Here is a 23,173-nt window from a genome sequence, read left to right on the forward strand (position 1 = left end):
GAAAGTGTCGCTTTCTGACAACATAGTGCATCTAGTGTGACGATAGAATCCGAAATATCGAGCACATCTAATAAGGCCCTAACTGCCGGTATCTCATTGAACTTATTTTCTACCGTTCGCTGATACAAAGTTAAACCAGACTCGCAATCAAAAGCAGACACCAAGTGTAAGTTATCCTCACGCTTTTTACTGGCACCGCGCAGGGTTTTGCCATCAAACGCAATGATTGGCTTACCTGACTGAGACCGTTGCTCGTTGACCCAACTGAACGAGGCCAAAACCAACGAATCAGTCTCTACTGTCTTAAGAATTCGTGCAATGCTATGTCGCGTTGGAATACCGTGTTTAGATACTCTGAACTGTAGGAGCCAAGACAGCTTGCTGTGCCCAAACACTTCGATATCTTTCCAGCCTTCACAGCCGGATAACACCGCCGAAATGATAAGAAACAAGACATCAGTAAGATCATGATGTTGGTTAATAGAAGAACGCTTATCTTCAACAAGTTCAAGGTGGCTAAATAACGACATAGATGACAAGTAGATAGTGATAATGTGGGCGTTATTAGCTCGGTAAAAAGCTGGGTGTTAAAGCCTTTTTACAAAGTGTGATCCTACCGTGCTAAGCGCCAAACCTTAAACCAAAAATCATTTGGGTACAGAAATGTTTAAGTACGCACTAAAATTCGGTAAATCAATTTATCAAAAAAATATTCCTAAAACTTTCCCTTCGTTCGTTTATAGATTTACAGAGCTTCACTCACTTGCTCTGCCAACAACAAGAATGAAGGGAATACCATGAGCAATAATACATCTCGTTATAACAAACATCTTATTGCGCTTGCTATCAGTGGCGCGTTATTGGGTTCGCACACAGCGGTTGCACAAACACAAGCACAAGAGACGCAAGAAACTACAGAAAAAAAGAAACTACTCGACCTTGAGCGAATTGTCGTGACTGGCAGCGGTGGGCGTGGCCAAACTAAGTTGGAATCATCGGTCTCAATTACCACATTAAATGCCGAACAGTTGGCGCGAGAAGCACCGCTAGGTACGGCGGATCTACTGGAAAGCGTGCCAGGCTTTTGGGTTGAAGATTCAGGTGGTGAAACCAACAATAATGTTGCACCTAGAGGACTACGTGGCGGTGAAGGCTTCCGTTACATTGGCGTTGAAGAAGACGGGCTACCTGTGGTGTACGACGGCGTTTGGGTTGATTTTTATCAGCGTCAAGATATTACGATTGAACATATGGAAGCGGTTCGTGGGGGCACCTCAGGCCTACTGACCACCAATGGCCCCGCGGCGTTAGTAAACTTTATTACCCGTAAACCGGATGATATTGAAGAAGCGACGATCCGCTTAACCGCTGCCGATTACGGCATGTATCGCGGCGAGTTCTTTTATGGCGCACCCATTAGTGACAACTGGAAAATGTCGATAGGTGGCTCTTATCGTCGTTCTGATGGTGTGAGAGACACAGAGTTTACCGCAGATCACGGCGGTCAACTTCGACTCAATTTAGTGCGTGAATTCGACAAAGGCCAACTCACGCTGTCTGCCAAACACCTCAATGACCATACCACTTTCTTTGTGCCTATTCCGCTTAGAGATCAAAGTGACCCTAAAGGCATTGCTGGTGTTGACCCACAGCATGGCACCTTAATTGGTAATGGTCAGCGCTTTTTACACTATTTACAGCCTGATGGCAGCTATAAAACACGAGACCTTAAAGATGGGCAGCATACCAAGTTTAGTACGCTGGGCTATCACTTAGATTGGGAGTTAAGCGACCGTTGGCTGCTAAATACCGCTGGCCGTTACTCACAGTTTGAAAACGACATGTATATTTTGCTTAACTTCGATAACTCGACGCTCGTCAATGCCAATACCCGACTTGGACAGCAAGATGTGCAAAATATGCTGGACCAGTTTGCCAGTGATGGCGCCGTTGCCGCACGGTATCGATACGTCGATAGTGGTGAAATACTGACAGATGTTAGCAATTTAAACGGAAACGGCTTAGTCACCACAAGCTACCCGCTTTACTCGCGCTATGATGCCGAGCAGTTTGTTAATAAGCTCAATTTTACCTATGAAGGTGATCAGCACACGCTGACCATAGGGTGGTTATTTGCCTATGTAGATGCGGACTCTTTGCCAGTTGATAAATGGGAATCGCAGTTTTTAACGGAAGTAAAAGACAATGCTCGATTACTCGATATTGTTGCAGTTAACAGCAATCAACAAGTGGTGGGTCAATTAACTGACCACGGTTCAACAGGTTATGCTCCTGGTTGGGGACAGGCAACCGCTTTTGGTACCAGTACTTCCAACTCTTTATTTATCAATGAACAATATCAAGCAACCGATAACCTTCGTATTGACGGTGGTGTACGGATTGAGTGGTTGGAGCTAGATAGCACCGCCTCCGCAACCACATTTGCACAGCCTGTTGCGGGCGCTTTTGACAGCGCTGGTAATGACATAGATAACAATCTTGCCAACAATTACGTCGATATGCCGTCACACAAATTCCAGTCAAAAACTCGTAGCGAAACCGAAACCGCATGGACGGTGGGATTCAATTATACCTTCTCAGATGATGTGTCAGTATTTGGTCGTTATGCCGATGCCTTTGAAATGCCAAGGTTAATGAGCTTCGGTCAGAATATTCACTCAGGGGTTGATGCCGACTTTAATGACAGCGTTAATCTAACCTTTAGCGAGTTGGGTGCTCGCTATGCTGGTGATTCAATTGGTGCATCATTGACCTTGTTTAGAACTAAATTTAATGACTTAGTGGAACGTAATTTTACCGGCAGCGATGGTGAGGTGGCGAATCAAACCATAGATACAGTCACCGATGGTCTTGAGTTTGAAACAGTGTGGCAGGCGCATGACAATTTACAGCTTGAGCTGACAGGCGTGTTGCAAGACCCAAAAATGGAAGGATTTACCGGAGCATTTGCACATTGGGAAGGCAAGCAAGTGAAGCGCACACCCAAAGTGCAGCTTAGGTTAACGCCAACCTACTACTTTGACGATGGTGATATCTATTTAACTATTCACCATTTAGGAGAGCGTTACTCAGATGGGGAGAATAAGTTTGAGCTCCCTGCCTACACCACAATCGACATGGGGGTGAATTATCGCTTTACCGACGCGGTTGCGCTGCATGTGAAAGCGACAAATATCAGTGATGAGCTCGGGTTAACCGAAGGAAACCCGCGGGCCATCAACGATGTTCAAGCAGGATACGACTATTACTATGCTCGGCCGATCTTAGGACGCACCATCAGCGCCTCGCTGACGCTTAATTTCTAGTATTTCCCTTGCTAATTTGCACACTGCCCAGTGCTCATTAGTTCACTCAAGCCCGCTAAAAGCGGGCTTTTCTCAGGAAGTTATTTATGAACCAGAGTGTCTTTTATACATTTTTGCAAAGCAGTTTATTACTGTTTTCTTTGTTGCTCACACCACTTTGTGCAGCGCTACAGATCACCCCAAAACCACTGAGTGCTAGTGTTGGTAATGGTCACTTTAACCTTACCCATGACAGTAAAATTACCTTTAACCAGCAGCAAGCTCAAAGCGTTGCGCAGCAATTAGCGACCTTTTTACGCTCGCCTACGGGCTATCAGTTGCCAGTGTCTCAGGCTGATAGCACAACTAAAAATAGTATTGCCTTTAAGATTGTCGATATACCGCTATCTCAAGAGGGATATGCGCTGAGCGTGACGCCTGAAGGGGTTGAAATACAAGCGAATACTGCGACCGGATTATTTTGGGGGATGCAGTCACTGCGACAATTACTCCCTGCTGAGATAGAGTCGCGTATGCCCATCAATCAGGCGAATTGGGCAATACCTGCGGTAGAAATAAAAGATCAGCCCCGATTCTCATACCGTGGCATGCATTTAGATGTAAGTCGGCACTTTTTCGATGTGGCGTTCGTGAAGCGTTATATCGATTGGCTGGCGATGCATAAATTCAATGTCTTTCAGTGGCACCTAACCGATGATCAAGGCTGGCGAATCGCCATTGATGCGTATCCTAAACTAACCGAGATTGGGGCAACACGGCCTCATACCGTGGTTGGCCATACCTATGATTATCAACCACTGTTTGATAATAAAACGGTATCGGGCTTTTATACCAAGGCGCAAATTAAGGAAGTGATTGAGTACGCGCAGGCGCGACATATTGAAGTGATCCCTGAAATCGATATTCCGGGGCACAGCAGTGCGATGCTTGCCGCATATCCCGAGTTATCTTGCCACCAGCGCGCAGTAAAGGTACAGCCGCAGTTTGGGATTTTTGAAGATGTGCTTTGTCCCCGTGAAGACGTGTTTGCGTTTCTTGCTGTTGTATACAAAGAGGTTGCCGAGCTATTTCCGAGCCAATATATCCACATTGGTGGCGATGAGGTGATAAAAAAGCAGTGGTTAGAAAGCCCCGAGGTGAAAAAGTTGATGCAACAGCATCAGTTAACCACACCTGAGCAAGTGCAAAGCTATTTTATTAAACGGGTCGCTAAAATCGTCCAAAATCTTGGAAAAACGGTAATTGGTTGGGATGAAATATTAGAAGGAGGGGTGGCGGATGACGCCGTGATCATGTCTTGGCGGGGCACGGAAGGAGGCATCCAAGCTGCAAAAATGGGCCATCAGGTGATCATGAGCCCTTATCAATATATTTATTTTGATGCCTATCAATCGCGCAATCTTGACGAACCCAAAGCCATCCACGGGCTTTCAAGTCTAAAAAACGTTTATCAATATGAGCCACAGCCCAGCCACTTAACTGCTGAGCAACAATCTTTTATTATTGGTGCGCAAGGGGCACTTTGGACTGAATATATAAAAACACCTCGTCATGCCGAGTATATGCTGTTTCCGCGCTTGAGTGCGCTGGCCGAAACATTGTGGTCGGATAAAACACTAAAGTCGTGGTCTGATTACAGCCAATATCGGTTACCCGCGCTTATAAAACGCTACCAGAAGATGCACCTCAATACCGCTTATAGTAGCCATAAGCCTATTATTTCAAGCGAGATTAATGGGCAGCAGCTCGTCGCCACCATTACCTCTGAAATTGCCGACACGGCTATTTACTATACCTTAGACGGCAGCGAGCCAACGCTGCAATCGCAGCAATATCAAAAGCCACTAGTGATAACTGACGAAACGCAGCTTCGTGCCCGCAGTTATGTAAGCGATTTGGGGCAATTGGTAGGCGATGCGCGTTTAACGCTTTCACCTCATTTAGCGCTTGGAAAAGAAATAACGCTTGCCTCGCTAGCCGCCGAAGGCTCTGCGATTAAGCTGCAGGATGGTCAATTTGCTTATGATCAATTTTACAGCGTTGATGATTATGCGATTTTTTACGATACCGATCTTGAGGCGGTTATTGACTTAGATGCGTCAACGCAAGTGCAGCAGGTTAAGCTGGGCTTTGACAGCGGGCGACACAGACAACTGCACCCGCCAACACATATTCAAGTGCTGGGTTCAAGTGATAAACAGCAGTGGCAAACGTTAGCTGAGGTTAATAATCCGCGTGGGCCCATGTCGGTGTTGTCGTTTGCTCCTGTAAGTGTGCGCTTTTTAAAGGTGGTGGCCATTAATAGTAAGCAATCTGACGATATTCAAATCCCCAAACTTCCCCTGTATATCGATGAAATAGCGGTATATTAATCACACCAGCCCTAATACTAAATACGTAATTAGGGCATTATTTATGATTCCATTCCCAACTTCCTCGGCTCAAACGTTTACATAGATAGAGTGGCAGCAGTACGCGCTCTATCCGAACAATAACAATATTTTAGGAGCCAACATGTTTGCAAAAAAACAGATAATTACTGCCTCACTGTCAGGCTTAGCCTTGTTGACTGCGAGCCACAATAGCGTCGCACATCCTCATCCTGATAACTTAGCATTACGCTGGCAAGTCGTGGATCATGGCATTGGAGAGAATATCTTTCTTGGCAGTCTGACGATTACTAATAATGGTTTTGAGCCATTGGGTGAGTCTGGCTGGGCGCTTTATTTTAGCTCGGTAAGGCCGCCTGCAAGCGTACTACCAGACTCAGATCCAAATGGTCAGTATGCGCGCCAGCATATCGCCGCACAGAATCTAAGTTTAGAAAATGCCGATGACGCAAAAAGTGGTGATTACTTTGTACTTAAGCCCACAGCGGGTTTTGCCCCCATTCAACCGGGTGAATCTCGTACTATTGAAATCGTTGCACAGTATTGGCAAATGCTGAAAAACGACTCACCGTCGGGTTTTCACATTAGCTACAATAATCAAGCGCCTCAAGCTGTGCTGGTGGACGTGATGATGAACCCAAGCGATCCAAAACAAACAAAGCAAGCGGTTAACGATAATATGCCGGTGCAAACGTCCGCCATCCGATTCGCCGAAAACAGCGCGACGCACATGACATTGCCGCTAAAAAATCGCTTGGTTCCGCAGCCCCATTCAGTGGTCACACCGAATGATGAATTCTTAACTTTGATGAGCCAATTAACCAGTATTTCAGCGCCAGCTTCATTGGCGAAAGAAGCCACTTTCTTACAAACTGCGCTACGCGATATTCTGAGCGGCACATTTGCGATTAATAGCACTGTGCAAAATGGCCCAAACCTTATCAAGTTGCAGCTAGACCCAAATCTCGATACCAATCAAGACAATCAGCCGGACTCAAGTGGCTATAAGCTTGAGGTCGATGCATTTTCGGGGATCACCATTACCGGAAGTGACGCCCAAGGGGTGTTTTATGGCATTCAAACACTTCGTCAAATGATCCCTACCGCTGTGTATAAAACGGCTAAAAACTCAGCCACTTTGTCCGACAATGCCGTACTACCCGCTAGCACCATTTTGGATGCACCACGGTTTGAATATCGAGGCATGATGCTGGATGTGTCGCGTAATTTCCAAAGCAAAGAAACGGTATTTAAGTTGTTGGACTTAATGGCATTTTACAAGTTAAACAAATTTGAAATTAACCTTGCCAACGATGAAGGTTGGCGACTAGAAATACCCGGTATTCCTGAACTCACGGAGTTTGGGGCAAAGCGAGGGTATGACCTGAGCGAAAGCACGATGCTGCATACTTTTATGGGAGCTGCCAATGGTTTTGCACCAGGAGATGGGATTGAAAATAAACCCACGGATGAAACCGCTGCAAACTTAGGCACCGCGCCTAGTTATCAGGGGTTTGAAATTGCTCAGCAAAACTTTCTCGGTAAAGGCTGGGGCTACTACACGGTGAATGATTTTAAAGAAATTCTTCAGTATGCCGCTGACCGTCATATTGATGTGATCATCGAATATGATTTTCCAGCCCATGCGCGCGCAGCAATCAAAGCGATGGAATATCGCTACAACAAATACAAAGATAGCGACCCAGTTGAAGCAAATCGTTTTAGGTTGATTGATCCGCTCGACCAGTCGCAGTATTACACTCCACAATTTTATACCGACAACTTTATTAACCCAGCGCTTGAGAGCACCTTTACTTTCCTCAACCATGTGGTGAAAGAAACACGCGCCATTTATGATGCCGTGCCCGATGCAACATTGACTCGGCTGCATGGCGGTGGTGACGAGCTGCCGCATTTAGGCCCGAATGAATGGTGGGCGCAATCTCCAGCGGTCGATCAAAACCCAGCTACGGCGGGCAAAACCGATGCAGAGTTGTTTGACTACTTCTTTTTACGCTGGAAACAGATAGTCAATCAGCATGGTTTTGATATGGCAACTTGGGGCGATGTGTTATCGCACAATGGTACGGGTAATGTAAGTTACGGTGAGATATTCCCCGTGTTTTGGAATAACGTGTGGGGTTGGGGCAATGAGCATCAGGCCTACAAGTTTGCGAACCAAGGTCATAAAGTCGTGCTGGCCCATGCGACAAACTTGTATCTTGACCTTGCGTATAACAAACATCCTGATGAAATTGGCTATCACTGGGCAGGTTACACAGATACCAAAAAGGCGTTTGAATATCGTCCGTTTAATATCTACGCTAACGCCGAGCATGACAAGCTGGGCAACCCAGTACCGTGGGATCCAAAATGGGTGTTACTGAGCGAAGCGGGTAAACAAAATGTTCAAGGTATTCAGGCGCAACTTTTTGGCGAAAACCAAAAGTCACCAGAAATTCTTGATTATATGACTTTCCCGAAATTACTGGGGGCCGCTGAGCGTGCATGGGTGCAAGATATGCCAGCGCAAGGCGCAGCGACTACCGAGGCTTGGCACACCTTTACCAACACTTTAGGACAATACGCTCTACCACTATTGGACTATTACCAAGTGGTCGATATTAATGCTCAAATACCACAGCAGGTCGGGGTAAATTATCGTATTCCATTACCTGGAGGCGCGATTGAAGGTGGTAAGTTAATCGTCAATACCCGGTTTGTTGGCATGGCTACGGAGTATTCGATTGACCAAGGCGTAACATGGCATCGCTATGAAGGGCCTGTGACATTGACCGCGTCATCTAAAGTACAACTCAGAACGGTGAGTGATTCGGGCAAGGTAAGCCGAGTCGCAACGGTTAATTAAGCAAATTGGTTTAAGCAATGCCAGCGAACCTATTAATTTATGGGTTCGCTGCACGCTAACACAAATGGAAGAGTAGGATGCGTATTCATGCCACCGTTATTATCTTTTAAGCGTAAAGCAGTCGATACCACTAAGGTAGCTGCAAACGACGACCTTGCACGTCGTCAACAGGTAGAGGAGTTGTTTTTAAAACAACAGCAAAAGCTGATCCGCCACATTATGGGCAAAGGGTTAGACAAACGTGAGGCGGAAGACGTTGCCCAAGAGGCGTTTGTGAAATTGCTTGGACTTGAGCAGGATAATGTCAGCAACTATATCGCCGCGTACTTGTATAAAATTGCAACCAATTTGGCCATTGATAAGCTGCGGCGTAAAGCGCGTAGCCCGTTTGATGACCGTGAGCACGATAGCGATCAAATGCCACAACCTTACGCAAGTGCTAACCCTGAACAAAACCACCACAACCAAGAGCTACTTAAAGAAATGGAAAAGTCTCTCGCAAGCTTACCCGACAAATGTAGGCTGGCTTTTTTATTGTATAAAATACGTGGTCAAAGCTATGAGGAGATAGCTTTGACCTTACAGATATCCCCAAGTATGGTAAGAAAATATGTATTACGTGCAGTTCGTCATTGCTACCAGCAGTTACAGCATGAGCTTTGATCATGAGTGTTAAGGATATAAACATGACTCCATTATCTGACGATTTAGCAATAATTGAAGAACAAGCCGCTGATTGGTTATTAGTCTTAGACGAGCAGCAGATCTCACCTCATGACAGCACTCAATATCCACAGCCGCTAAACGCGTGGCTAGCTGAAGATCCGCTACACAGTGATGTGTTCAACAAAATGTTGGAGCTTTGGACGTTTTCAGCCCAACTTGACGATGACTATGTTACTCAGCAGTTTGCACAGCTGGATGCACAAAACGCCACGGCTGCAACAGTCATTAAACCACAATCCAAACGCCGCGCTCAGTCTTGGTATCTTGCGATTGCCGCGACTTTGCTGCTGGTTGGTTTGGTGACTTTTATGGCACCAGAGCAGCCACTACAGCAAGCACCTGTTGCCATTGCTAAGCCAGCCCCTGTCGATACAGTGTACAGCGAGTTCTTTCAAACCAAGGTCAATGAGCATCGCACCATTACGCTTGATGATAATAGTCAGGTTGATTTAGGGGCCAATAGCCAATTGGCTGTACGCTACAGCAACACTTCAAGAGAACTGCTGTTGTATCAAGGTGAGGCGCTGTTTAGCGTGAATAAAGACAAGCAGAGACCGTTTATCGTGCGCTACCAAAATAGCCAAGTTGAGGCGCTAGGCACAGTGTTTAATGTTCGCGCCAATCCGGCTTCAATTAGAGTCGATGTGCTTGAGGGCCGTGTGGCTGTGACTCAGCAACAAGCAATCAAATTGACCCAAGGGCAAGCAGTAGAAGTCACACAGCAAGGCGAAGTTACCCGCAGTAAAGCCCAGGGTGAAGCGTTGACCATGGCGTGGCAAAAAGGCTACTTAGTGTATCAAAACGCAGAACTAGGCAATGTGCTTAATGATGTGTCGCGATATAGCGAAATCAAAGTGAAGTTAAGCGATCAACGCCTAGCAAAACTGACCTACAACGGCACCTTTTTAACCACTAAAATAGGCGATTGGCTCAACAGTTTAGAAAAAATTTATCCGATCACCGTGATGCAAAAAGGCGAGGAATACACCCTAATCGCAAATTAGCTAAAAGTGTCATAGTAAAGTCACAATATAAGTGGTACAAAGTTTATACAATAATAAAGACATTGATTTAAACTATGTTATTCAAGCTATTAATCCCGCTGTTAGCGTGGTTAATATGGTTTGGTGGCGTTGCATTTGCTACCACGGATCATCAATTTAACTTGCCTAAAGCGACTTTGCAGCAGCGTTTACTCGATATTGCTGCGCAAAGTGGCTGGCAGTTAAGTGCAGCCGAAATTCCAGATAACATTAGCGTTGAGCAGATAACTGGCCGCTACACCCTCGAACAAGTCTTGCTCACCAGTTTTCAACAAGCCGCCTACGACTTTTCCCTAGACCCAGAGCAGCAGCGTATTTTTGTGACTCCTAAAAAACTTGAGTCTGCACAACACTTTGAGCGCATTATCGTAACGGGTGTAAGCGGCAAAAACCGTAGCATTTTAAACTCGTCTATTTCAATCACTCAGCTCGCAAGCCTACAACTTGAAAAACAAACACCGTATTCCAGTGCAGAAGCGCTTAAAAATATCACCGGCTTTTGGGTTGAAGACTCGGGTGGCGAAACGAACAATAATGTTGCGCCAAGGGGACTTAGAGGCGGCGAAGGGTTTAGATTTATCAGCCAGATGGAAGATGGTTTACCCGTGACCTATGACGGTATTTGGGGGGACTTTTTTTTACGTCCAGACTTAACCCATCAAGCCATTGAAGCGGTGCGGGGCGGCAGTAGCGGTATTTTTACCGTGAACGGGCCTGCGGCAATGGTGAACTATATCGGCAGGCGAGGCTCAGAAAATCCTTTTAATTTAGTGAAAGTGAGTCAGGGATTGAGCTATGACTACACTCGTTTTGATGGCGTATTTAGCGGAGCGTTGAATGATGAATGGTTTTATACGGTAGGCGGGTTTTATCGTACTTCCGACGGTATTCGGGAGCCGGGCTATCAAAGCGATTTAGGGGGACAGTTGAGTGCGCGCCTGAGCTGGTTAACCGATGCATTTGAGCTTGATTTTAGCTATAAACATTTAAACGATAAAACCAGCTTTTACGCGCCTTTAGTGATGCAAAATAGCGGCGAAATTCGAGAGCTGGCGAGCCTGCCTTATGACGATGGAACCCTACTGAGCGACGATCTCAGGTCGCTCACCTTCTTCACTCCAGAAGGACGCGTGCAGCGTGAGTTAGAAGACGCTCAGCAAACACGCCTAAATAGCTACACTTTACTATTTAATACGCCGCTTTTTGAACACGTTAACCTGAGCAATCGTACGCGATTTTCAAGCCTAAACAATGATTTGTATACCTTAATGAATTTGGGCAACCAAACCATAGTCGACGCCACAAGCCGATTACAACACGCTGATATCACCGAATTTAAACGCCACTTTGCAAATAGCGCATTGCGCCCTCGATACTTACGTTATTCAGATAACACCTTAGTTGCCAACCCTGCAACGCTTAATGGTAATGGTCTCGTGACCGCTAGTTATCCTTTATATTCACGTTACAGGCAACAGCAGCTGGTAAATCATTTTAGTGTGGACTATCTCGACGCGCAGTGGTCACTGACCCTCGGCCATATTTACGCTCGAAGTGATTTTGATGAGTTACCACTAGATAAATGGCTTGGCGCGTTACTAACGGATGTAAAGCATCAACCAGAACGGCTGGACATCGTACTGGTTGATGGGCAAGAAAATGTGATTGCTCATTTTACCGAGCAAGGTTTTTTATCTTACGCCGGTCCCGTTTATTTAAGCGGTAGCGGCTTGTCTCAATCACATTCGCTGTATGCCAATATTGACTGGCAGCTCACTGAAAACCTTAGAGTTGATTTGGCACTTCGTAATGAACATCTGAATCTCACCAGCACACTACTTGAAGGGGTAAAGTCGTACACAGACTCATCAAAGGCCACATATTCTCACTACCTCCCGGCTACCACTTTACGTGATTCCTTTACGCAAAATGCGCTCAGTATTGGCGCAAATTACCAAATCGGCGACGCTATGGCGATATTTGCACGTTATTCCGACGCCTTTGAAATGCCACGGCTCATTAATTACGGCAATGGCCGCGGGTGGGCTAAAAGTGAAGAAGAGCGCGTACAACAAGATTTTGGTCAACCCATTCGCTTGGCGTTAGGTGAAGTTGGACTGCGTTATCAAACCGCTGATTGGCAGTTTAGTGGCGCGTTATTTGAAACCAAGTTTGATCCGCTCCCGCTTACGGTATATCGCGGCGCGGCTACGACTCAACAAGCCGTTTCAATCAATACCCAAACACGAGGGCTGGAGTTCGAATTTGACTATCAATATAGTCCAGATTTGCAATTTAGAGCGATAGGTGTGTGGCAAGACGCTGGGTTTTATGGCATTCCTAAGCAATTGCCACAAAGCGAATTTAATGGCAATCAAATAACACGCACGCCGGAGTTACAACTACGACTAACGCCGGAATACAAAGCAGGACCTATTACCGCGGCTATCACCTGGTCGTATGTTGGTAAACGCTATTCTGATATCGCTAATCGTTTTGCCTTACCAGCCTATCAAACATGGGATTTATTTACCGAGTTGGCAGTTAATGAACAGCTCAGCGCACAGCTTGAGGTTAAAAACCTCAGCAATGCTTTGGGGCTAACTGAGGGCAATCCTAGGGATGATTTAAGCCACCAAGAGGCTATCTTTTATGCTAGACCCATTTTTGGTCGCACCATCAAACTTTCGTTAAGTTATCAGTTTTAAGCGGCACCGCTATTATTCGAGCAATTCTATTCCTTGACTTAAAGTGAACTTGAAGTTGTATGCTCCTCTTAAACGAATGACAGTGACCAAACGATAAGAGGCAGAGGCAATGCAAAATAGCTTAGATAAAATCGTCAATGACATAAAAGCCAACTGGAGCGGGCTAAATTCAAGCACCACAGTGACAGTACGTGAGTTGTTAAGCGAACTTACTCAGTCTCCACCGCACGAGCCTTGGCTTGCGAGCATTATGCGTGAAAGACTAGCATCAAAAACACTCTACCAAGACCCTGACCATGGTTTTATGCTGCTAGTCCATGCCGAAGAAAAGGGCACGTACCGCCCGCCCCATGATCACGGCGCAGGTTGGGTATTTTATGCTGTGCAATCCGGCGAAATGGAAATGACAACTTACAAACCCATCACCACAGCAAACGGCGAAACCCACCTTGTATCTCGAGGAACAGACACACTCAAAGCCGGCGATTGCCGAGTGTTTCTACCTGGCGATATCCACGACACCCGCTGCTTAACAGATAACTTCGTTCAATATCGTTTAACCAGTTGTGACTTCAAAGAAGAGAAACGCTCAGGACGGATGATCCAGTATTTGAACGAGGTGTAGTGGTTTGCCAAAACTCAAGGCGATAGTGGGTTTAATTTTAATAATGTTGAAAAGAGTTTAGCCCAAATCTAGGCTGACAGTCACCGATTCAAAAACGGGTAACCGTCAGGTTAAGTCTGAGCTAGTACACACTATTTTACCGAAAACTAAAAAAACGCCTCAGAAGCCCTCTGAGGCGTTTTTGCATGTTCAAGTGCTAGCCATTGGGTGTTGTTGTAGGTGATATGAGCATTAAAGGCGTTTCGAAACGTTTCTAAGTCACCTGCGTCTATCAATTAGTTTAGTTTAAGCATCTTTTTCATCGCAGCAATAACAGCATTCATTTTTTCATCCTTATCTTCTTTCCGTGATACTTCATATTTACTGAACTTATCCTTGTAATCAAAGTCGTGCAGGTTTGCATGTATTATCTCGCGAACTGGTATGCTGATTAAAAACTTGTTTAAGTTCACAGGCTCATAATCATTATCTAATTTATCCTCTAGCTCGCCCTCTAATTCCCCCTCTAGTTCATCAAACTCTTCTGTGAATTCATTCTCTAATTCCGTGAACTCGTGTTCTAGTTCGTCCCATACAGGTTCGTAGTTTGTGACGATTTCAAGTCGGTTCTCTTCTTTACTTCTGTAACCACTACGAAATGGTAGAACCATAATATCGTTTAAGTGCGTACCTCCTGTGAAAGCGTAACCTATGTATACTTTGCCATTTGATAACGTAAAGGCAATTGGTAGGCCAAAGTCCCAACTCTGGTAAAAAATAGAAGTAAACTCTGGAGAGTCATCTGTGTGAGCTATTTTTCTGAAAGCCAAGGCACGAACATATTGACGAGACTCTCCTGTTAATCTGGTTGCACAAAACATGAGTAAAGATGGAATGAAAAAAGACAAAACTAATGCTACTAAAGCAATTTGCGCTAAATTGACACCATAGAGTGGAAAATAGACTTGGGGGAAAGCTTCTCGAACAATGCTCATAATCCCATGTGTAAGTAGTCCACCTTGATTCTGAAAGTAATCCAAAAAGTATAAAATGATAGTTGCCGATATCATAAAAATAGCCCCCCATACAGCGGAGTTCAAAAATGTATGATAACCATCAGATTTACAGAACTTTGGGTTCGTTAAATGACAGCGGATGCAAAATACGTAGCCGATAATGGTAACTAGTAGTACTAATAAAATAGTGGGTTTTATCATAGAAATCCTTGCACTTTAAGAACTAAAAAGGGAGCTTCATGCTCCCTTTTTGGTCAATATCAAGAACGAGCTAATTAAGCCCGCTCTTTTTCAGCCTTTCTTAGCGATCTTATTTGCTGCTTAACAACATCACTCTCTCGGAACGATTTTTCATCAACGTGAAAAGACCCATCTCTTCGTGAAAGGACGTGTATTTCAGCGTTCTTACTCTCATCAATCCCTGGTGCTAGAAACTGCTTAATGGATTGTATAATCTCACCCATACCCAACCTCCTATAACCAGTTAAAATCAACTGGGTGGCGCATTTTAACGCCTCTCCATCTATAGTCAAGGTCACAATTGACCTGCTGTCAACTATCCTCGACTCCATTGTAATATAGTTTCCTATGGAAACTATATTACAATGGATACCCACCCATATCTATGGGCAATGTCTTACATACAACGTAAGACCGTGTCATTTATTAATCCAGTTTAAAATACACTTTTAGCCCTAATCCATAAGCAGGAAAATAAGTGATACCCATCACTATAATAATTAGTGGTGGGTGTCAGCGATTTGCTTTTAAGCGACCATAGTAAATTACACGCTAAGGACAAACCACATCAGAAACGATATCAATGTTGATTTGTGTCTTTGACATGATTATTTCTTCTCCACGATAATTGCAGTGATTGTTGTATCACCAACATTTTTAACTTGATGTTCCCATTGGTCATGCCACATCACGTAGCCATCCGGGATCTCCAAGGTCATGTCTTTTTCACTCGTTGTTATCGTCGCCTTGCCACCTTTTTCGAAGTAGACAGTCTCAGCATTGTGTTTATGCCAGTTATCCTGTTTCCCTGGTTTGAGTGTCATTTTAAGTACGGTAACCTCTTCGTTCTCTAGCAGTAGTTGATATTGGTTTGGAGATGCAATGTGTGCAGCCTCGACCTTCGTGTCTTGTGCAAACGCATTTCCAAACAATAGGACTGAAGTAACAGCAGTAAATACAACCTTTTTCATAGGAATTCCTATTTATGCATACCACGAATAGGGTAGTTGTTTGCAGGATTTCGTATCCAACCTAAGCCACTAATCAATGACTGAAGTTCAGGTCTTACAAACGGGTTGTTTGAAATATCTACTACGTGAACTTTTCCTTCATTATTGACAACAAATAGCCCCGGCTCAGCAAATGGATGATCAGTTTCTTCAGGCGATCTTGGAGCTGATATAAACAACCCAAGTTCTTGCATTTGTTCAACAGTAAGACCGTATGCGATAGGGAAAGTCACATTAAGTCTTTCCATATGACTTTCGAGTTGTTCTTTACTGTCACCAGAAACGGCTATCAAATCTACGCCTGTTTGAGCGAGTTGGTCTTTCGCACTTTCTAACTGGTTTAAGTAGCGAGTACAAAGTGGGCAATGCTGCCCTCGGTAAACAACAACCATCTTCCAATCCAAACCATTTTCAGGCGTAGACAACTTTTTAATATCACCATTTAGAAGTTTGGTTTCAATTGCAGGAAAGTCTGAACCTGCATGAAGCTTATTGGTATAATCAATGCTCATGACTGTTCCTTAAAAATGCTTGTTAATGTGCGTTTCGAAACGTTTGAAGTCGTTTTCAACATCTGCGTTTTTCATCACATCAAAGCACGCAAATGTTTCCATTGGCTTCATTCCAAAGAACTTGAAGTTCATGTGCATAGGGAACATTAAATCGTCGATTGATTTCCCATCGAAGAATTCTTCTGGATCATTAAAGGCTTCTTCCGGCGCATTAAAGGTGAGAGACATCATGTATTTGGTGTTGGTTAACGTGCCGCCCTTACCATAGTTTTTCTTTGGTGATTCTGCTGTGCGACCGTCGCCAACACATAAAGCTCCTCCCATGCCTGCTGTGTATACTTCATCCATATACTTTTTGAATGACCAAGACACGCCCATCCAATTGCTTGGTGTTTGCAAAAATACAATGTCTGCCCATTGATGAAGTGCTAATTGCTCCTCCACATCGTACCCGTCACTCATTGTTACTACGCGCGTGTTATAACCTTTATCTTCCAGCATGGTTATTGCCTTATCAATCAAGGCTGCATTTAGCTTACCTTCAGAGAATGGGTAATATTGGTGGGCATTAATAATTAATACGTTTTTAAGATCAGTAGTGCTCATAAAACAACTCCAAACTAAATTTCAGCAAAAATAAGTAAGAGAGACACTCTCCTACTCAATCAATGTGTGGTATATTTTAGTAACCTGATTTAAGTTATCAATTAGTATACTTTTAGTAACCTAGTTGTTTTTTAGGAAAACTGATGGAAAGTGTCGTAAAAACAGACAGTAAAGGTAGAAAAAAAGTTTTAAATGCATGCACTGAACCCTGTGCTATCGAAAAAGGCATGCGTTTAATTGGCGGAAAGTGGAAAGGTTCCATTATTTATCACCTTAAAGATGAACCTGTAAGGTTTAATGACTTAACCCGTATGCTTGGCGGTGCCAGCAAAAAAATGGTCGACCAACGCCTAAAGGAACTAGAAAGTGAAGGGATGGTTCGTAGAAAAGTGATAAGTGACAGACCTGTCGCTGTAACTTATGAATTAACCGATTTTGGCAAAACCGCACTGAGTATTTTAGATGAACTCAGGATCTGGTCAGAGTCCCATCAAATTTAACAGTAGCTACTTTGAATTATTTAGCACAGCCCAATGCAGATTCTTATTTTGGAAATCTGCTTGGCGATTTTGGCGGAACAAGGCATGTAAAAAACTTGCCACTCACAGTGAAAAAGGCATTGGATAATCATTATCTAGTCGATAAATTTATAGATAACCATACAAAAATAACTGACACCCATCACAATTAGCAAGCGGCGATTGCCGAGTGTTTCTACTTGGCGATATCCACGACACCCGCTGTTTAACAGATAACTTCGTTTAATATCGTCTAACCAGTTGTGACTTTAAAGAAGAGAAACGCTCAGGACGGATGATCCAGTATTTGAGTGAGGTGTAGTGGTTTGCAAAAATTCAAGGCGATAGTGGGTTTAATTGTCGTCGCTGATATCTAATCATGCCGTTTTGAAGGGAGTTATGGCTGCTAAGAGCGAATTTGAGACTGTCGGCGCTCTTCTTGGGAGAGTCTTCGATGCTGCATAGCAGGTGTTCAACTAACTCATTTATGCTACAAAACCCGTTAATATAAATGAACTAAGGGCCCGATTTGAGCAGGAACGGGCATTCAAAATATCCCTTCGTGTAGTTCACTTAGGCATGGGCTTACATTTTCAAAAAACGACCAATTTCACACGGGTTTTCAATAGATGGTCAGTATGACTAATTAGTGGTCATACTGAGTACTCTAGTCGAAAATGAGAATATTAAAGAACTGAAATCATTGGTTTTTATGTTGGCGCAAACCTTGCTGTCTCAAGGTTTCTTTAATTTCATTATGGATTAAAAAATGAGAAACCTCGGATATTTTTTGTTTTTACTAATTTTTGCGTCAGGTTGTACTACAAACAATAGAGACCAAAGTCACACTCTCAACGAAGAAAAACACCAATCAAATGACGTTACTATTGTAGAAGAGGTCGTTTTTGAAAGCGAAGGTGTAAAATTATCAGGGAGCATGTATATACCTAAAGATGCACGAGCTGCGGTAGTATTAGTGCACGGCTCTGATCCTGTCCCACGAATGACTAAGTTAGCACAGTCACTGGCTAAGAGAGACTTACTAGTTTTGACGTACGACAAGCGTGGGGTTGGTGAATCTGGTGGCGTTTACGTAGGGCCTCAGGTGGGAACCAATAATATAAGTGTTGATAATTTAACTTTGCTTGCGAAAGATGCAAGTGCTGCGGTAGATGTGGTTCATGGCTATGACAAAGAGTTATCGATTGGACTTATTGGCGCGAGTCAGGCTGGCTGGATTATTCCAATTGCCGCACTCAATAATCAATCAGTAGAGTTTATGGTTCTCTTCAGTAGCCCTACAATCACAACTCTGGAACAACTTAGATTTCAGTTTTATACAAATGGTAGAGAAGACTTTTGGAAAACTCATACTGATGAAGAATCGCGTGAACATACTTTACATGATCCTGACAGATATGATTTTAAAGCAACGGACCCGCAAATTTCTTTGAATTCTTTATCGATACCTGGGCTCTGGCTCTTCGGAGAGCAGGACATACAGATCCCAGTCAAAATGTGTATCGAGCAACTGAATAGGATGAAAGCTAAGGGCAAGCCTTTTGAATATGTATTATTTCCATCGCTAGGCCACAATACTAATAAAGCAGAGCCTCTAGATATTGCGATACAATGGATAAAGCAAAATAATTTTTCCCACTAATTCGAAATTGTTGTTTTGCTGATGTTGATCAAATAGAAGAGCGTAGTTAACTAATGGCTCAAATGTGACGAAGCGGCTATGCTGAGCGTCACTGAGCTCTCTTGCTGCTAGGTCGACTTTATGAGCACCCTAAATGAATCTCCGCTTCTGACAGTTCAAGTTTAGACTTATCCAGTTTAACGGATATCGGTGTTTAACACCGACCCTAACCTTATACGCTACCTTCGGATTCTATGACCAAAATTCTCGCCTCGCCACGAGGGTGGGCAACATGCTCAGTGCCAATTGAAGCATAAAAGATATCACCAGTTTGCAAGAGGGCTGATTGTTCAACGCCATTCTCTTTATAAAACATTTCAACCGCGCCATCTAACACGACAAAGACTTCTTCACCGTCATTAACATGCCACTTATAAGGCTGATCAGTCCAATGCAGGCGGGTTGTAATACCATTCATATTGGCGATGTCTTTTGCGCCCCAAGCGCGTTGTGCTGTGAATGTTTTGCTTCTAATTATTTCCATGATGCTTCCAGCTAGCTAAATGGCCTAAACCCATAATGACTCCCATGCTGCGTTTAGTAGAGTAATGAGTCCTATGTGGGAGCCATTACTCTACTGTTTTTATATCGTGAGTAAGACACTTAACCTAAGCGTTTTTTGGCGTTTCTTTTCTCTTCCATCGCTCGCATTTTCCTAATGGCCCAGCCATCAATGGTCATAATAAATAGAACAATTAGTAAAATGTAGGTATATACGTTTACTATGATCGGATAACTGTCGTAAATCAATTGAGTTTGAATTGCCCAGTCACTAGGTAAATGTACTAAGTCTGGATGCCGGACTACATGCTCCAAAATCATTGCAAAGCATAACGCTGCTACTGCAAAGTAAATGTGTGTAATAGCGCCTTGTTCTTTTGCCATATTATCATTATTAAACAAGGGTAATCGGATCGAAGTTGTGCTCTGTAACCAGTTGATGATAGATATACGGTATATTATTAGCATGACGGTGACTAAATTTAAGATGAAGTAGGCACTCTGAGATACGATTAAATTCCATGGCAATAGAGGTCTAATTGATAAGTCTATTACCTTCATAGAAAAGAGCACCGTTGCCAAATATATTCGATGCCCATCTTTATAGTTTGCTATGACTACAGCTATTAACAGAATGAAAAAAGTAACTTCTGTGATTGAAAATCGGGTGTTGTCAAAAAGGGTGAAGAAATGCTCCATAGCTAATATCTCACCATCAATAAATAATTTAAAAATTATTACTAATCAGCTTATTACCTTTTAAAGCTAACGACTGACTTTACAAAATGTAAAGTGATAGGGTTAAAAAAATAACCATTTAGAGAAAAAAAGGTAACTTGGTTTCTCTTTCTTAAGTATCTTTCAACACACTCTTCATATACTTCAAAAGAGGGTTTACTACTTCCACTCTCCCATCCGCTAACCGTTTGATGAGATACACCCATATTTAAGAATTTAGCAAAACCTCGAAGACTAAGGCCGAGCGATAAACGCATGTAGAGAATATTTTCACCACTGAACTTAGAGCCAATTAGGCTAAGATCTTCGATCATTTTCGTCTTGCCTTTTTCCTGCTCTGTCATCGTCCTTGCCAAATTTATGAATGGGTGAATATGTATAATTGTGAAATTTATGTTTCTTACTGTCAATGTTTTATTTTTAACTGTAACCACTGTAAATCGTCAAACACATTGGACAAAAGCTCATATATTCTCTTACTTCTAGAGCATGTGATAATTATTAGTGCAGGTGAGTGCAATATGCGTTCAAGTATTCATAAGACTATTTATTCACACTTTTTTAATTTTTAAGATGGTGAGCGATGAAGGAACAAACTCAGAAAGTAAAACCAAAAGAATCATACTTTAAGTTGCTGTACATCATGCTAAGCGGGCAATGCAATTACTTTAGTCTTGAGCGAAAACATGCAAATCTTCATTGCCCTTTATGTGCACTTCGAAGAGGTCACAATAATGATTAATCAAAGTCAAGCAACAGAAAGATTGGAAAAAGTAGTAAAGCCCAAAGCCCAAAGCGGCGCAAAAACAGCACTATCCAAGCAAAGTATTATGGGATAAGCGAATATGGCAAACTAACCTCTGTTAAAAATTAAACTCTGCTTATGGGCAGAGTTATATCGCAAGTATTAACTTATTCCAATTACCATGAAAGCGCGAATTCATTTCGGTGAGTGCAGGCCTAATCGATTGCCTTCTGTATCTAAAAATAACGCGAAAAAGCCGCTTTCGTCTGCATGTGGGGTTTTGGGGGTCAGTATTTTTCCACCGCTTTCTTCTACTTTCGATAGCACTTGCTGTAAGTCTTCACCCGCGTTTAAATACAGAGTGACGCCAGTGCTGGAAGGAGTGTAACCTTCACTTTGAACAATCACACCTACGGTAGATTGCCCCTCGTACGGGAAGAGTGCCATTGTCATTTCAGGCATATCTATGGTTTCAATGGAGACAGCAAAAATGCGGCCGTAGAATTTTACGGCGCGCGTTATGTCGGTTGCTGGAATTTCAAAAATTGATGCGAAGCTGTGCATGTTGTCGTCCTTATTTTCTATGTGTGTCGGCTAGCTATTGGTGACTAGGCTGGACTCGTTTAAGGTTCAACGAGTTCGACTTTAAGATAGCGTGGGGAGACAACAATTAATTGTAAAAAAGCGACAGGACTATTTATAGAAAAGCCGTGAAAGCGTCATGCTTTCGTCATCGAGAAACGCTCGCGGGTTTACCCCCGTGAGCGCTTTAAAGTCCTTAATAAAGTGAGACTGATCATAATAATTGCTTTTGTACGCGATGTTAGTGAGGTTGTCTTCACGATTTATGAGGAGTGTTAAAGCGCTTTGCAAGCGTACAAGTTTACTTAAATGTTTTGGACTAATACCGACAAGGTCTAAAAACTTCCGCTCTAGTTGGCGCCTTTTATTGGGATTTGATTTGGTGATTGCATTAACCGATATATCGCCATTTTGTGCAAAGATAATGTCTACCGTTGTTTTTATAATGTGCTCAATTGTCCGTGGGTCGCTAAGCTTGTGAAGGAGAAAGGCCTCTAAAATCTCAATCCTTTGGCTTGTGTTTCGCGCTTGGATGATATCGCTTTCAAGCTTCGCGGCCTCATCGTGCTTAAATAATTCGTAAATCGATGTTTCCTTATTTATTAAGTTTTTTATAGGTTTCGAAATAAAGTGGGAAAAGGCATAAGGAAAAAAGCTGGCTGCAAAGGTGTGAACGTATCCGGTTGGTTGAATATAAAAAGGTGAAACGGTTTGTCCAAGCACCATCGCGCGCGGTTGCAGTATGTAGTCATGTTCTGATGTATAGCGCTTAATATCGTCGCCCAATATAAAGGCCAGTTCAATGCAGCCGTCGGGGACAATGCGTTGCTTTGCGGCACCTTTATCTGCAGTAATCTCCAGTGTCCAAAAGCAATTGATAAATGAAGATAAATTTTCACAAGGGAAAAATGTTTTGTAATCCATAAAACCTCCGCTTCTAGCTATGGACGGTTGAAGCTTACAGCAAATAAAAACTAAGACTCTGGTAAATTTTGCAACCGTTTTATGGTCTGCTTTTTAGACGCGCTTTACCTGCTACTGGCCTTTATTGATATGCTTATTTATCCAATCTTGGTAATAAGATACACGTGTTAATACTGCGGTTGAACCGTATTTGCCTAAAGTATAATTTCCAAATCACCCTCAATTTCTTTCCACGCTGCTAATCCAACCAATACTTGTGTTGAGCCTTGATAAATGATTGCTGCGCCGCTGCTATATCTAGCTAAAAAATAAGTGACATATATGGACGCTCAGCTGCTGTCAAGTAATACTCATCCAACAAGGTTGTTTTAACAGCCTTGTTGCTTCTTTTATTTATCTCTCATTTACTATTT

The 23,173-nt window shown here is 43.2% G+C and carries 20 protein-coding genes and 1 pseudogene; 10 read left to right on the top strand and 11 right to left on the bottom strand.

The window, feature by feature from the left end:
* Positions 1-530 (bottom strand): ISAs1 family transposase (locus MHN32_RS21460; RefSeq protein WP_239422756.1); only part of this gene is annotated, 530 nt, incomplete at its 3' end.
* 267 nt (positions 531-797) lie between these two features.
* Between MHN32_RS21460 and MHN32_RS21465 the strand changes: the two genes are divergently transcribed.
* The 7 genes from MHN32_RS21465 to MHN32_RS21495 all read left to right on the top strand — a co-directional run bounded on the left by MHN32_RS21465 (position 798) and on the right by MHN32_RS21495 (position 13,687).
* Entirely contained in the window at positions 798-3,326 is a 2,529-nt protein-coding gene (locus MHN32_RS21465) for a TonB-dependent receptor (RefSeq protein ID WP_239422757.1), read from the top strand.
* An 86-nt stretch (positions 3,327-3,412) separates the two neighbouring features.
* Positions 3,413-5,698 carry a family 20 glycosylhydrolase gene (locus tag MHN32_RS21470; RefSeq protein ID WP_239422758.1) on the top strand — a complete coding sequence of 762 codons (2,286 nt, stop codon included), beginning with the start codon at positions 3,413-3,415 and terminating at the stop codon, positions 5,696-5,698.
* Positions 5,699-5,840: 142 nt separating this feature from the next.
* Complete coding sequence (locus MHN32_RS21475; protein WP_239422759.1) at positions 5,841-8,585, top strand: family 20 glycosylhydrolase; 2,745 nt, start codon at positions 5,841-5,843, stop codon at positions 8,583-8,585.
* Positions 8,586-8,672: 87 nt separating this feature from the next.
* On the top strand, positions 8,673-9,248 hold the full coding sequence (locus tag MHN32_RS21480; protein WP_174169620.1) for an RNA polymerase sigma factor: 576 nt from the start codon (positions 8,673-8,675) through the stop codon (positions 9,246-9,248).
* Positions 9,249-9,271: 23 nt separating this feature from the next.
* Positions 9,272-10,315 (top strand): FecR domain-containing protein, encoded by a 1,044-nt coding sequence (locus MHN32_RS21485; protein WP_239422760.1) that lies wholly within the window; start codon positions 9,272-9,274, stop codon positions 10,313-10,315.
* A 74-nt stretch (positions 10,316-10,389) separates the two neighbouring features.
* Complete coding sequence (locus tag MHN32_RS21490) at positions 10,390-13,062, top strand: TonB-dependent receptor (RefSeq protein WP_239422761.1); 2,673 nt, start codon at positions 10,390-10,392, stop codon at positions 13,060-13,062.
* Positions 13,063-13,171: 109 nt separating this feature from the next.
* The gene (locus MHN32_RS21495; RefSeq protein ID WP_239422762.1) at positions 13,172-13,687 is read left to right on the top strand and encodes a hypothetical protein; all 516 of its coding nucleotides are present in this window, start codon (positions 13,172-13,174) and stop codon (positions 13,685-13,687) included.
* Positions 13,688-13,962: 275 nt separating this feature from the next.
* Here MHN32_RS21495 and MHN32_RS21500 read toward each other — a convergent pair whose 3' ends face one another.
* From MHN32_RS21500 to MHN32_RS21520, 5 genes are all read right to left on the bottom strand, one after another.
* Positions 13,963-14,883 (bottom strand): hypothetical protein, encoded by a 921-nt coding sequence (locus MHN32_RS21500; protein WP_239422763.1) that lies wholly within the window; start codon positions 14,881-14,883, stop codon positions 13,963-13,965.
* Positions 14,884-14,957: 74 nt separating this feature from the next.
* Positions 14,958-15,146, bottom strand: a complete 189-nt coding sequence (locus MHN32_RS21505; RefSeq protein WP_158299150.1) for a hypothetical protein — start codon at positions 15,144-15,146, stop codon at positions 14,958-14,960.
* A 384-nt stretch (positions 15,147-15,530) separates the two neighbouring features.
* The gene (locus MHN32_RS21510; protein ID WP_239422764.1) at positions 15,531-15,893 is read right to left on the bottom strand and encodes a hypothetical protein; all 363 of its coding nucleotides are present in this window, start codon (positions 15,891-15,893) and stop codon (positions 15,531-15,533) included.
* Positions 15,894-15,901: 8 nt separating this feature from the next.
* Positions 15,902-16,444, bottom strand: a complete 543-nt coding sequence (locus MHN32_RS21515; RefSeq protein ID WP_211856716.1) for a peroxiredoxin-like family protein — start codon at positions 16,442-16,444, stop codon at positions 15,902-15,904.
* Positions 16,445-16,453: 9 nt separating this feature from the next.
* Complete coding sequence (locus tag MHN32_RS21520; RefSeq protein ID WP_017217774.1) at positions 16,454-17,050, bottom strand: NAD(P)H-dependent oxidoreductase; 597 nt, start codon at positions 17,048-17,050, stop codon at positions 16,454-16,456.
* A gap of 143 nt (positions 17,051-17,193) precedes the next feature.
* On the opposite strand from MHN32_RS21520, the gene MHN32_RS21525 reads away from it, so the two are divergent.
* The 3 genes and pseudogenes from MHN32_RS21525 to MHN32_RS21535 all read left to right on the top strand — a co-directional run bounded on the left by MHN32_RS21525 (position 17,194) and on the right by MHN32_RS21535 (position 19,231).
* A complete protein-coding gene (locus MHN32_RS21525; protein WP_017217773.1) occupies positions 17,194-17,550 on the top strand; it encodes a helix-turn-helix domain-containing protein in 357 nt (118 codons plus the stop codon).
* Between the two features lie 11 nt (positions 17,551-17,561).
* A pseudogene (locus tag MHN32_RS21530) lies at positions 17,562-17,711 on the top strand (DUF479 domain-containing protein); the annotation flags it as partial.
* Positions 17,712-18,337: 626 nt separating this feature from the next.
* Complete coding sequence (locus MHN32_RS21535) at positions 18,338-19,231, top strand: alpha/beta hydrolase (protein ID WP_239422765.1); 894 nt, start codon at positions 18,338-18,340, stop codon at positions 19,229-19,231.
* Positions 19,232-19,442: 211 nt separating this feature from the next.
* Here the strand turns inward: MHN32_RS21535 and MHN32_RS21540 are convergent, their stop codons facing one another.
* From MHN32_RS21540 to MHN32_RS21560, 5 genes are all read right to left on the bottom strand, one after another.
* Positions 19,443-19,754, bottom strand: coding sequence for a cupin (locus tag MHN32_RS21540; protein WP_211865257.1), 312 nt, complete (start codon positions 19,752-19,754; stop codon positions 19,443-19,445).
* Positions 19,755-19,873: 119 nt separating this feature from the next.
* Positions 19,874-20,155, bottom strand: a complete 282-nt coding sequence (locus MHN32_RS21545) for a hypothetical protein (RefSeq protein ID WP_239422766.1) — start codon at positions 20,153-20,155, stop codon at positions 19,874-19,876.
* A 368-nt stretch (positions 20,156-20,523) separates the two neighbouring features.
* Entirely contained in the window at positions 20,524-20,853 is a 330-nt protein-coding gene (locus tag MHN32_RS21550) for a helix-turn-helix transcriptional regulator (protein ID WP_235368473.1), read from the bottom strand.
* A 596-nt stretch (positions 20,854-21,449) separates the two neighbouring features.
* Positions 21,450-21,818 (bottom strand): VOC family protein, encoded by a 369-nt coding sequence (locus MHN32_RS21555; protein ID WP_239422767.1) that lies wholly within the window; start codon positions 21,816-21,818, stop codon positions 21,450-21,452.
* A 129-nt stretch (positions 21,819-21,947) separates the two neighbouring features.
* Positions 21,948-22,760, bottom strand: coding sequence for a response regulator transcription factor (locus MHN32_RS21560; protein WP_211865252.1), 813 nt, complete (start codon positions 22,758-22,760; stop codon positions 21,948-21,950).
* Positions 22,761-23,173 lie beyond the last annotated feature (413 nt).

Origin of the sequence: Pseudoalteromonas sp. Of11M-6, from assembly GCF_022347905.1 — a bacterium.
Taxonomy (GTDB): domain Bacteria; phylum Pseudomonadota; class Gammaproteobacteria; order Enterobacterales; family Alteromonadaceae; genus Pseudoalteromonas.